Source organism: Roseomonas sp. TF40 (genome assembly GCF_057219975.1).
Genome location: NZ_JBXVVR010000003.1, coordinates 173,010 through 184,944 on the forward strand (window position 1 = coordinate 173,010; position 11,935 = coordinate 184,944).

The following is an 11,935-nucleotide window of genomic DNA, read 5'->3' on the forward strand; positions in this document are numbered from 1 at the left end:
TGGAAGTGGTTAAGGCTGCTGCGGAAGATCGCGCAGCTGGGCAATGGGGATGTTCGCCGTGCCCATGCGCAGCACGAGGTCGTTGCCCTCCCGCCCGACACCGGTGACGCGGCCGCTGACGGTGGCGGCGATGGGCACGGCGCTGCCATCCGCGGCGCGCCCGCTGACCGTGACGCGATAGGGACCATCGGCGCGCTGTGCACCGCGCTGGTCCTTGCCGTCCCAGGTCCAGCTGGTGGCCTCGCGGTCGAGCCGCACCTCGCTGCTGCGGACCAGGGTGCCGGCCTGGTCGCGGATCTCGATGCGCGCTGACCGCGCCTGGCCGGCGGCGGGCAGGTTGACCTGCGCGCTGCGCCCCTGCAGCGGCAGCACCTCCCCCGCCACGGTGACCTTGCGCCCGACCAGGGATCCCGCCTCCGCCATCAGCCCGGCCTGTTGCAGGCCGTAGAGGCGCTCGAGCGTCTGGTTGGTGTTCATCTGCTGCTCGACCGTGGCGAACTGCACCAGTTGCTGCGTCAGCTGGTTCGCATCCATCGGCTGGGAGGGATCCTGGTTGCGCAGCTGCGTCGTCAGCAGCGTCAGGAAGGTGTTGAAGTCGCCGGAAAGGCCGGTGGCGTTGCCCTGCCGGGCGCTGCCGGCGGCGGTGGGGGCGCCGGTGGGGGTGGCGGTGGCGCCGATGCTGCCGCTCATGCGGTCACTCCTTCACAGGGCAAGGTCGAGCAGCCCGCGCGCGGCGCCAGGCTGCGGGGAGGGGACCAGGGCCGGGCCCAGGGCGGCGGCCGGCAGGCCCTGGCCCTCGCCGCCGCGCCGCTGCGGCATCTGCCGCGGCTCGCGGGCCGAGGCATCGCCCCCGCCCAGGCTGAAGGAGAGGCTGGTGCCGCCGCCGGTCACGCCGGCATCGGCCAGGGCGCGCTCCAGCTCGCGCGCATCGCGTTGCAGCAAAGCGAGCGTCTCGGGCCGTTCGGCGGTGACGCGGATGGCGGCCTCGGTGCCGCTGCGCTCGATCGCCACCTCCACCCGGCCCAGCTCGACCGGGTCGAGCGTCACGGTGAGGCTCGCATCCGCGCCCATGGCGAGCGCGACCGCGAAGGGCGCGATCTGGCGGGCCGGCAGGGCGAAGGGCGCGGCCGGGCGCGGCGCGGGGGCAGCCGATGGTTGGGTTGGGTGCACGGGCGCTTGCGGCGCGGGGGTGCCCGGGGGGGAAGTGGCGCTTGTCGGGTCGAGCAGCGAGGTCGCGGCAACGGCTTCCTCGCCCGGTCCCCGGGCCAGGGCGATGCCGCCAGCCGGTGTGCCTGGCGGTGGCAGGCCGATCTGCGGCCCGGCCTGAGGCAGTGCAGGCGCAGGCGCAGGCGGGGGCGGGGGCGGGACGCCCGGGGAGTCAATGGGCGTCGCTTCGGCGTCGCGTGGCCAGGCCTCGGCCGGGTTGGGGCCTGGGCTGAGCGCGGGCGGCGCGGCGGGCGTCCGCAGGGTTCGCGCAGAAGCGGCGCCCGTGCCTGCCGCTGGTCCTGCCGCCGACCCTGCCATGCTCCCTGCCCGGAGGACGACCAAGGCCTCGGTCTGGGATGCGGCAGGCGCTGCGGCTGCCAGGGCCGGGTCAGGCTGGGGCAGGGTGGGCGGCGTGACACCGGGCGTGACTGTCTCGGGCGACGCCGGCGCGCCTGGCTGAGGTGGGGGCGAGGCCGCGAGGGCCGGCTGCGCTGGGGACGGGGCGGCGATCGCCCCGGCAGTCTCGGCCTGCGGTGCAGACAGAGGGCCCGCCACCGCCGGGGCGCCGATGGCATGTGCGGGCGCTGGCGGGGGTGCCGAGGGGCGCGTGCCGTGCGGCGACGTCGCCGGAGCCTCGGGAGCGCGAGGCAGGGCGGGCGCAGCAGGCGGGGCCGACGGGGTCCCTCCTGCGGTCGTGACGGGCGTGGCCCGCGCATCCGCCGGGGTCGCGGGCATGACCGGCAGGGGCGTGGCTCCCATCGGTGCCGCGGCACCCGTCCCCGGAGCGGGCACCGGCCTCGCCATGGCCGGCGCGGCCTCGGGCGCCGGGGCGGCGAGCACGGGAGGCGCGGCCGGCGGTGGCTGCATCAGGCTGAGCAGAGACCCACCCGCGGCCTCCCTGGCCATCTCGCCGAGCGTCTCGGCGGCCATCCCGCCCTCCGCCGGCGTCTCGGCCGTGCTCTCCGGCAGAATTTCGCCTTCCGGCAGGGCGAGGCCCATCGCCGTCGCCACCAGCCCGGCGAAGAACCCATGCGGCGCACCCTGCGTGACCTCGGGGCCCAGGCCAGCCGGAGGCGCCGGCGCGGGCGCTGGTACGGCGAGGGGGGGAAGGCTGGCTGTCTGGAGATCCATGGGTCGATGTGCCGGGCAATGCCTGGCCCGCGGGGCAGCAACCCCCATGCCAGCCCATGCCAGGCCGCGGGAGGGGCCGCGACCGGCAAGGCCGCGTCACAGCCCGGCAAGGATTGCCCGCCCCCGGCAGCGCCTGCGCCCCGCGCGGCCGCCGCGGGCTGGCACAAGCCTTGCGCCGGGCCTGCCGAACGCCCCTGTCCAGGAGATGCCGCCGATGTCCTTGCTCGGCTCGATGACCACCGCGATCAGCGGGCTCGCCGCCCAGGCGCGCGCCCTTGGCCATGTCTCCGACAACGTCGCCAACAGCCAGACGGTGGGCTTCAAGCGCGTCGATACGAACTTCACCTCCTACCTCACCCGCTCGACGCTGCGGCTGCACATGCCCGGCTCGGTGGAGGCGCGGCCCGACTACACCAACACCGTGCAGGGCACGATCGAGCAGACCGAGAACCCGCTGGCCATGGCCATCGCCGGGCAGGGCTTCTTCTCGGTGGCGCAGGCGCGCGGCGGGCAGGGCAGCGACGTGCTGTTCGATGAGCGGCAGTTCTTCACCCGCGCCGGCGATTTCGGCATGGACCGCGACGGCTACATGGTGAACGGCGCCGGCTACTACCTGGAAGGCTGGCGCGTGGACCAGGCGGGCGAGCCGGACCGCACCTCGCTCGCGCCCATCCGGATCAGCGAACTGGTCTACAACCCGGTGCCGACCAGCCGCATCGACCTGGCCGCCAACCTGCCGGCCAATGTGAACAGCGTGGCCACCGTGCCCGCCGCCGCCCCCTGGGCGCCGGCCGAGGCGCCGGTCAGCAGCGTGATCCAGATCTTCGACGCGCTCGGCAACCAGCGCCAGGTGACGCTCGACTGGTGGCGGCTCGACACCGACACCTGGCGCCTGCGCATCGAACCCGCCGGCGATACGCTGGCCCCGGCCGATGGGCGCTTCGTGGACATCGATTTCGGCGGCACCATCGCCGCCGGCCCGCCGGTGGTGACCGCCCCGCCGGGCACCATCTCGGCCATCACGCCGCTCGAGAGCACGACCGGCTCCTCGCCGGTCCTGGCGGGTGATCCGGCCTTCATCGGCTTCACCGCCGATTACGGCTTCGGCAACCAGGACGTCTCCCTGCGCCTGGGCGGCTATGGCGTGCCCACGGGGCTGACGCTCTATTCCGGCACCGAATACAGCGTGCGCGACCTCTCCCAGGATGGCGTGCCGCTGGGTGCCTATTCGGGGGTCACGGTGCGCGAGAATGGCGACGTGGCCGTGAACTACGACAACGGCCAGACCCGCATCGTCGCGCGCGTGCCGGTGGTGGCCTTCAACGATCCCGACAAGCTGCAGCGCCTGGATGGCCAGGCCTTCCTGCGCACGGTCGAAAGCGGCGAGGCGCGGGTGACGGATGCGGCCTCGAACGGCGTGGGCAAGCTCGTCACCGGCTCGGTCGAGCGCTCGAACGTGGACATCGCGGCCGAGTTCTCGAAGCTGATCCTGGCTCAGCGGGCCTATACGTCCAACACCCGCATCGTCACCGCCAGCGACGAGATGCTGCAGGACACGATCAACATGAAGCGCTGAGTAGCCGGCCATGAGCCTCGACGCCGCCCTGGTCGTCGCGCGCAGCGGGCTGCGCCTGCTCGACCGCCAGATGGCCCGCGCCTCGGACGACATCGCCAATGCCGGCACCGCGGGCCATACGCGCAAGGTGCTGCAGGGGCGTTCGCTGGAAGCCGATGGCAGCGGCATCGGCGTGCGCGGCCAGGCGGTGGCGCGCGACGTGGACCTGGCCCTGATCGCCGCCGCCGATCGCGCGCGCAGCGAGCGAGCGGCCGCCGAACTCACCGAGCGGCTGCTGGGCGGCGTCGAGAGCGTGCATGGCCGGCCCGAGGATGGCGACAGCCTGGCCGGGCGGCTCGGCGCGCTGCGCGCCGATTTCGTGCTGCTGCAGGAAGCCCCGGCCGATTCCAACCGTCGCGCCGGGGCGCTGGAATCGGCCCGCGCGCTCGCCGCGCAGTTCAACACCGTCGCGGCGGAAATCGGCGCGGCCCGGCAGGCGGCGCAGGATGCGCTGGTGGAGGAGGTGGGCGCGGTGAATGCCGCGCTGTCGGACGTCGCGCGGCTGAGCATCGACATCAGGCGCGAGATCGCCGCCGGGCGCGGCGGCGCGGCGCTGGAGGACCAGCGCGATCAGGCCATCGCGCGCGTCGCGGAGAGCCTGGAGCTGCGCGTCGTCCGCCGCGCCAGCGGGGAGGTGACGCTGCTCGCCCGCGGCGGGCTGGTGCTGCCGCTGCGCGCCGACGGCCCGGCGCTTGCCATCGCACCGGCCACGGTGGGCCCCGCTGCCTATCATGGGGGCGGGCTGCCCGGCGTGCTGCTGGACGGGCAGGATGTGACGCGCCAGCTCGCCGGCGGGCGCATGGCCGCCGCCGCCACGGCGCGCGATGCGACGCTGCCCCGCCTGCAGGCGGAGCTCGACCTCGCCGCCGCGCACACGGCGCAGCGCTTCCAGGCGCAGGGGCTGACGCTGTTCACCGATGGCGCCGGCGCGGTGCCGGATGTGACCCAGCCCTATGCGGGCAGCCTGCAGCTCGGTTTCGCGGGCGTGATGCGGGTGAACCAGGCGGTGGTCGACAACCCGGCGCTGCTGCGCGACGGCACCGATGCGGTGCCGGGCCTGCCCGGCGAGCCCACCGCCTTCACGCCGAACCCGCCTGGCGGCCCGGCTGGCTTCGCCACGATGGCCGAGCGCGTGCTCGACCATGTCTTCGGCACCACCCTCGCACCCGGCGTGGCCCATGCCGCCATTCCGGCCACGGGGCTGGGCCCGGATGGCACGCTCAGCACGACACTGAGCGGGCTGGTCGCGCTGGAGGACCACGCGGCCGCGCTGGTCACCGAGCAGAGCGCGCAGCGCGCCGCCGCCACCGAGCAGCGCGGCCGCGCGGAATCGCTGGGCGAGGTGCTGGGCGCGCGGCTGGCCGAGCGCTCGGGCGTGGATGTGGACAGGGAGGTGGCGGCGATGGTGGAGCTGCAGACGGCCTATGGCGTGAATGCGCGCGTGATCTCGACCATCCAGGCGATGTGGGACGCGCTGTTCGGCGCGGTGCGCTGAGCATGTCGATCATCGGCACGGTGGGGGCGCTCAGCGTGGACCAGGCGCAGCTGCGCGCGCGGCTCGACACGCTCGGCCGGCAGGTGGCGACGGGGCAGAAGAGCACGCTGCATGGCGATCTGGGCATCGATGCGCGCCGCGCGCTGGATTTGCGCGGCGAGATCGCGCGGCGCGAGGCCTATGCCACCGCCGCCGACCGCGCGCTTGGCCGCACGGCGACCAGCCAGGAAGTGCTTGGCCGGCTGCAATCGCTGACCGCCGATCTGGCGGCCGAGGCGCTGCGCACGCGCACCATCGGCGCCACCGGAGTCAGCTCGCTCGCGCAGATCGCGCGCGCGGGGCTGGAGGAAGCGGCAGCGCTGCTCAACACGCGCCATGCCGGCGAATATCTCTTCGCCGGCTCCGACGTCGCCGGCGCCCCGGTGCCCGGCGCGGCGGGAATCGCGAGCGGGCCGATGGCCAGCGCGATCGCCGCCGAGGTCGCGACGCTGGACGCCACCAATGCCGCCACCATCCTGGGCACCAGCGTGAGCGTGGCGAATGATGCCGCGACCACGCCCTTCTCCGCCTTCCTCGAGGGCGCGGGTGCCACCGAGGCGCGGCGCGGCGTGCAGGTGGGGGATGGCGAGCGCGTGGTCCTCGGCGTGCTGGCCAATCGCGGCGCCGATGAGGGGCTGGCCGATAGCTGGGGGCGGGAGCTGCTGCGCGGCTTCGCGATCCTCGCGGCGCTCGGCCCCGGCCAGGCCGCGGCCGGCGAGGGTTTCCAGGACCTGCTGCAGGGCGTGCATGACAGCCTCTCGGGTGCCGCGGCCGGGCTCGCGGCCGAGCAGGGCAGGCTCGGCAGCGCCGAACGGCGGATCGAGGCGGCGCGCGAGCGCCACCGCGACAGCATGGTGGTGCTGCGCGGCCAGCTCGGCGCGGTGGAGGAGGTGGACCTCGCCGCCGCCTCCTCCGCCATGCGGCAGATGCAGGCGCGGCTCGAGGCTTCTTATGAGTCGACCGGGATGCTCTCGCGCCTGTCGCTGGCCGCCTTGCTGCGGTGAGGCTCGCGCGGGCGTGATCGCCGCGGCACGAAAGCCGCGAAGAAGCGCGCGTCCTTCAGGCCCGATTAAGGGGCCTCAGGCACAATGCGGTCATGGCAGGGCATCGGGCCGCGGGGAGTGGCCCGGATGCAAGCCAGGATCGAAGGACTCGGGCGCGCGGCGGGTGCCGCGTGGTGGCGAAAGAATCGCGACGGCCGGCACGCGCTGGCCACGAGGCCCGGCGGGACCGGTTGCGTCCCGCAGGGCCGATGCGTTGGGAGACTGGCATGTCCACCTTGGTGCTCGAGTTGCGGCCCGGTGATCTGATGGTGGTGAATGGTGCCTCGCTCCGGTTTCGCAGCCGCACGCGCGTGGAACTGGTGGCGAAGGCGCGCTTCCTGTTCGGCAAGCAGGTGATGACGCCGGAGAGCGCGAACACGCCCTCGCGCCGGATCTATTTCGCGCTGCAATGCGCCTATGTGGGCCCCGAGGAGGAGCGTGAGGCTGCGCTGGCGGATGCGCATCGCCTGGTGGGCGAGTTCCAGGAGGCGACGACCTCGGTCATGGCGCGCCAGCTTCTGGAACGCGCGCTGGCGATGGCCGAGCAGGATGAGTGGTACCAGGCGCTGCGCCTGGTGCGGCACGTGATGCGCCATGAGGCGACGGTGCTGGGCCTGGATGTCCAGACCGGCCTGCCGCTGCCTATGCCGATCGCCGGCATGGCGGCCGCGGTGGCGGCCCTTCGGCCGCACGCCGAGTAGCAATTCCTGCCTGATTTTCCGCGCGGAAGGGGCCGGCCTTTACCGCCCTTTCACCCGGATCGGGCAGGATCGGAATGGACGGCGCCGCCCCTTGCGGCGCCGGCGAAAGTCCAGGTGCCGCAAAGGCGGCGCCAGGCGGCCGGGGCGGGCTGTGCCCCCCCGGCTCCGCGGGTGGGCGGCAAAATGCCCAACCCCTCGCGGAACGACTGGATAAGGAGTGGGGACCATGTCCTCCGTCAACACGAATGTCGCCGCGATGGCGGCTGTCCGCTCGCTGGCCTTGATCGGCCGCGATCTCGGCGTCACGCAGCAGCGCATCGAGAGCAACCTGCGCATCGGCAAGGCGAATGACGACCCGGCCGTCTTCGCCATCGCGCAGAACATGCGTGCCGACCTCAACGGCATGACGGCGGTGAAGGACAGCCTGAACTTCGGCAAATCCGCGCTGACGGTGGCGCGCGATGCGGCGACGCAGATCTCGAACGAGCTCGGCCGCCTGAAGCAGACCATGACGCAGGGCCAGCAGCAGGGCCTGGATGCCGACCAGATCAACAACCAGATCACCAACGCGCTGCAGAACATCGACGCCTTCGCGCGCTCTGCCACCTTCAACGGCGTGAACCTGCTGACCTCGGGCCTGACCGTCGATGGCGTGAACGACACCAACCTCGACATCGTGCGCGACATCCGCGGGGCCACCACCTCGATCCAGGGCACGGACAGCACCTCGGCGGGCCTGAACCTGACCGGGCTGAACGTGGACAGCGCGTCGCGAACCATCACCTTCGACGACACCTTCGCGCCCGCGAACGGGGAGGTGCTGACCATCGCGGTCGAGCGCGACCTGGATGGCGACCCCACCACGGCGCTCGAGGCGGTGGACCTCGTGTTCGAATTCTCCGACGGCTCGGCCGCGCTCGGCACCACGCCGAGTGCGACCACGCAGGTCTTCGACGTGCAGTTCGACGCCACCGACAGCCCGCTCGCGCGCGTCAGCGCGCTGGTGACGCGCCTGCAGGAGGCCGGCATCGATGCGGGGCTGAACAATGAGGGCGCGCTGGTGATCCGCGGCGCCAACACCGATGTCACCACCGACATCACCGGCGCGACGGTTGAGGCCGCGCCCGCCGCCGGCACCGGCCAGGCGGAGGCGATCGAGCTGGTGGAAGGTGCGATCGACACGATGGGCACGCGCCTGTCCAACATCGGCGCCAATCTGCGTCAGGTCGCCGGCCTCGCGGAGTTCACCACCCAGCTGAACGATTCGATCAAGGAAGGTCTCGGCGCACTGGTCGATGCGGACCTCGCCGAGGAAAGCGCACGGCTGACCAGCCTGCAGACCAAGCAGCAGCTGGCCACGCAGTCGCTCTCCATCGCCAACCAGCAGAGCCAGTCCCTGCTCTCCCTGTTCCGGTAATCGGCGCAGACGACAGGCGCGGCGCCGGAGGCTCCGGCGCCGCGCCGCTTCTTGAACCGGAGGCAGAATGAGCGTCGCGCGCTACGCCGCCACCCAGAACGCCGCAGCCTCGCCGCGCGAGATCGAGCTGCGCGCCTTCCGCTACGTCAACGGCCTGCTCGCCGCCGCCGCGGACATGCGCGGCAGGGCCATCGCGCTGGAGAAGACCCACCGTCTTTGGTCGATCCTGATCCGCGACCTCGGTTCGCCCGGCAATGCGTTGCCGGCGGAACTGCGCGCGCGGCTGGTCTCCCTCGGGCTGTGGGCGCAGCGCGAATGCGATGCCCGGCTGGAGGATCGGGCCAGCCTGGAGCCGCTGATGGCGCTGCACCGCGACATGATCGAGGCGCTGGAGGCCCAGGGCGGGGCTGGCGCGCCTGCCACCCGCCCGGCGACGCCCGCGCCACGCTTCGCCGCCGCGGCGGTCTGACATGCTGCCGGGCCTGGGCGCGCTGAATGCCTTCCGCGTGACCCAGCGGCAAGGCGAGGCATTGCAGGACCGTTTCGAATCCCGCAAGGACAACCAGGCGGCGATGGCGCGCTTCCGCCAGATCGCCGCCAACACCCCCGACATCGAAGCCCTGCTGCGTGACCGTCGCGCCCTGCAGACCGTGCTCGAGGCCTTCCAGCTCGAAGGCGAGATCGACAAGCGCGGCATCATCCGCAAGGTGCTGACCGAGCCGCCCGGTGAGCGCACCAGCCTGGCCAATCGCATGGTGGACCCGCGCTGGCGGCAATTGGCGCAGGCCTTCGCGACCAGCCAGCCCCTGGCGATCGCGCCGGCGGAGGTGGAGTTGATCACCACCACGACGCTCGCCGGCTTCGCGATGAACCGCATCGCGGGCCTCACCGCCGAGCAGGTCGGCGCGCTCTCCACCACCCAGGTCGCAGCCCTGGCGAGCACGCAGGTGGCGGCGATCTCGGTCGCGGCGATCGGCGGGCTCGAGACGCGCGATGTCGCCGCCCTTTCGGCGACGCAGGTCGCGGCCCTGACCGTGCCGCAGCTCGCCGCGCTGGGCACCGCGCAGATCCGCGCGCTGGAGACACAGGACATCGCCGTCCTGGCGACGAGCCAGATCCGCGCGCTCGAGTCCACGCAGCTCGCCGCACTCACCACGCAGCAGCTCCAGGCGTTGAGCACGGAGCAGCTTTCGGTCCTGAACCGGTTCCAGTCGGCCGGGCTGAGCGAGACGCAGCGCGGCGCGCTCAGCCCCGTACAGCGCGGGGCGCTGGGTGCCTTCGCGGCCGAACCGCTGCGCGCGGAGGAACGTGTGGCGACTGCGCCGCGCCCCTTCGCCGACGCCGCGCTGGTGGAACGCATCGTCGAGGGAGCGATGACCAACCGCTTCGAGAAGGCGATGGGCGAGTCCAATCCCGGCCTGCGTGAGGCGCTGTATTTCCGCCGCATGATCGGCAGCGTGACCACGATCGAGGGGTTGATGGCGGATCGCGCCCTGGTCAGCGTGGCGCGCGGCGCGCTCGGCCTGCCGGAGAGTTTCGCGGCGCTGGATTTCGAGCAGCAGCGCGACATGCTCACGCGCCGCATCGACCTCGAGAGTTTCAAGGATGGCCGTGCGGTGGACAGGATGATCGGCCGCTACCTCGCGCTGGCCGCGCCGCAGGTGGCCGGCTCCTCGCCCGTCGCGGCGCTGTTCGGCGGCAGCGGGCCTTCGCTCAATTCGCTGATCGGCGGCACGCTTTCGCTGCGGGCGTGACGCGGCGCGGGCGCTTCAGCCGGTGAGGTCGAGCGCGGGCGTGGCCGGTTCCCGCCGTGGCTCGTCGCGATAGGCCGCGATCTCGCGCGGGGTGGGCAGGGAGTGCAGCACCTTGCCGTCCGGGGCGCGGAATTCCAGCACCACGAGGTTGAGCGCGCCGTCGATGCGCAGCCGGGGGCTGATCACGGGCGGGGCCTGCCGCGGCGGGGCGGCATCGGGCAGGCGTGCCGCCGCGCCCTCGGCCGCGCCCTCGGGGGCGGGGGGTGGCGATGGCGGCGCGGCGCGAAGCGGGGCGATCATGACGGATCCTCCGGCGGGCGCCGGAAGAGCGCACCGCAGACGCGGTCCAGAATTGCGCGACAGGCGTTTCGATCGGGTTAATGGCGCGCGGCCGCATGGTTGCCATGACCGGAGTGGGGTTTGACGCACCCACCCAGGGCGGATGATCCTGCCCGCAGTGTCACTCCTTCGCACCCTGTTCGCGCGCATCGATGCCGATAGGCGCCTGCGCCTGCTGCTCACGGGCGCCTGCGCCGCGCTCGGCGGGGCCATCGCCAGCGCCCTGCATGTCCCCCTGCCCTGGATGCTGGGCGCCATGGCGGCGACCGGCCTGCTCGCCTGGTTCGACCGTGCCGCCGTCGCGCCGCCCACGCGCCCTACCGCGCTGCTGATGCTCGGCCTCGGGCTGGGGCAGACCTTCACCACGCCGGTGATCGCGGCCCTGGCCGTGGCGCTGCCCTGGCTGCTGGTGGCGGCGGTGATCAGCATCCTGGTCGGCATGCTGGTCGCGCGGATCTTCGCACGCGCCGCGGGCACCGATCCCAAGACCAGCTATTTCGCGACCGTTCCGGGCGGCGTCATCGTCATGGCGGTGCTCGCGCAGCGCGCAGGAGTCTCGGTCGCGTCGGTCACGCTGGCGCAGACCATCCGCGTGATGGTGGTGGTGGCCGTGGTGCCGCCCCTGATCACCTGGCTCGCGCCGCGCGGCGGCGCGGGCGCCTTCTTCGCCGAGCGGCCCGAGGTCTGGCTGCCCGGCCTCGCCTTCCTGCTTGCGGCGGGGCTTGCGGTGGCGCTGCTCATTCGTGCCTTGAAGCTTGCGAACCCCTGGATGCTGGGGCCCTGCGGCCTCGTGATCCTGCTCTCCGCCTTCGGCAGCCTGCCCTCGGGCGTGCCGCTGTGGATGATCGACGTGGCGCAGATCGGCATGGGCATGGCGTTGGGTGCGCGCATGAGCCGGAGCTTCCTTCTGAGTTCGAAGCGTCTGGCCCTGGCCTCGGTGGCGGGCACGGTGCTCATGGTGGCGGTCCTGGCGGCGCTGGGCGTGGCGCTGGGCCTCGTCTCTGGCCTGCCGGTCGGGGCTGCGATCCTGGGCATGGCGCCGGGCGGGATGCCGGAGATGACGATCACGGCCAAGGCGCTGGAGGTCGGCGTGCCCCTGGTGCTGGGGTTCCACCTGGTACGCACGCTCGCCTGCAACCTGCTGGTCGGCCCGGCCTGGACACTGATGGAGAAGCTGCGGCTGGACCGGTAGGTC

11 protein-coding genes are annotated in these 11,935 nt (G+C 73.1%); 8 read left to right on the forward strand and 3 right to left on the reverse strand.

What is annotated here, in order from left to right; genetic code table 11:
- Positions 1–9: 9 nt before the first annotated feature.
- Positions 10–690, reverse strand: a complete 681-nt coding sequence (locus AC2D9U_RS10675; RefSeq protein WP_484748645.1) for a flagellar hook capping FlgD N-terminal domain-containing protein — start codon at positions 688–690, stop codon at positions 10–12.
- A 12-nt stretch (positions 691–702) separates the two neighbouring features.
- Complete coding sequence (locus AC2D9U_RS10680; RefSeq protein ID WP_484748647.1) at positions 703–1,170, reverse strand: flagellar hook-length control protein FliK; 468 nt, start codon at positions 1,168–1,170, stop codon at positions 703–705.
- Positions 1,171–2,551: 1,381 nt separating this feature from the next.
- Here AC2D9U_RS10680 and AC2D9U_RS10685 point away from each other — a divergent pair.
- From AC2D9U_RS10685 to AC2D9U_RS10715, 7 genes are all read left to right on the forward strand, one after another.
- On the forward strand, positions 2,552–3,913 hold the full coding sequence (locus tag AC2D9U_RS10685) for a flagellar hook protein FlgE (protein ID WP_484748648.1): 1,362 nt from the start codon (positions 2,552–2,554) through the stop codon (positions 3,911–3,913).
- Positions 3,914–3,923: 10 nt separating this feature from the next.
- Positions 3,924–5,447 (forward strand): FlgK family flagellar hook-associated protein, encoded by a 1,524-nt coding sequence (locus tag AC2D9U_RS10690; RefSeq protein ID WP_484748650.1) that lies wholly within the window; start codon positions 3,924–3,926, stop codon positions 5,445–5,447.
- Positions 5,448–5,449: 2 nt separating this feature from the next.
- Positions 5,450–6,490 (forward strand): flagellin, encoded by a 1,041-nt coding sequence (locus AC2D9U_RS10695; protein WP_484748652.1) that lies wholly within the window; start codon positions 5,450–5,452, stop codon positions 6,488–6,490.
- 266 nt (positions 6,491–6,756) lie between these two features.
- The gene (locus tag AC2D9U_RS10700; protein ID WP_484748653.1) at positions 6,757–7,230 is read left to right on the forward strand and encodes a flagellar biosynthesis repressor FlbT; all 474 of its coding nucleotides are present in this window, start codon (positions 6,757–6,759) and stop codon (positions 7,228–7,230) included.
- A gap of 226 nt (positions 7,231–7,456) precedes the next feature.
- Positions 7,457–8,647, forward strand: a complete 1,191-nt coding sequence (locus tag AC2D9U_RS10705; RefSeq protein WP_484748654.1) for a flagellin N-terminal helical domain-containing protein — start codon at positions 7,457–7,459, stop codon at positions 8,645–8,647.
- 67 nt (positions 8,648–8,714) lie between these two features.
- Complete coding sequence (locus AC2D9U_RS10710; RefSeq protein ID WP_484748656.1) at positions 8,715–9,116, forward strand: flagellar biosynthesis regulator FlaF; 402 nt, start codon at positions 8,715–8,717, stop codon at positions 9,114–9,116.
- A 1-nt stretch (position 9,117) separates the two neighbouring features.
- Entirely contained in the window at positions 9,118–10,401 is a 1,284-nt protein-coding gene (locus AC2D9U_RS10715) for a DUF1217 domain-containing protein (RefSeq protein ID WP_484748657.1), read from the forward strand.
- 15 nt (positions 10,402–10,416) lie between these two features.
- Here the strand turns inward: AC2D9U_RS10715 and AC2D9U_RS10720 are convergent, their stop codons facing one another.
- Positions 10,417–10,701, reverse strand: coding sequence for a hypothetical protein (locus AC2D9U_RS10720; RefSeq protein ID WP_484748659.1), 285 nt, complete (start codon positions 10,699–10,701; stop codon positions 10,417–10,419).
- 157 nt (positions 10,702–10,858) lie between these two features.
- Between AC2D9U_RS10720 and AC2D9U_RS10725 the strand changes: the two genes are divergently transcribed.
- The gene (locus AC2D9U_RS10725) at positions 10,859–11,932 is read left to right on the forward strand and encodes an AbrB family transcriptional regulator (RefSeq protein ID WP_484748661.1); all 1,074 of its coding nucleotides are present in this window, start codon (positions 10,859–10,861) and stop codon (positions 11,930–11,932) included.
- The last annotated feature ends 3 nt before the right edge of the window (positions 11,933–11,935 follow it).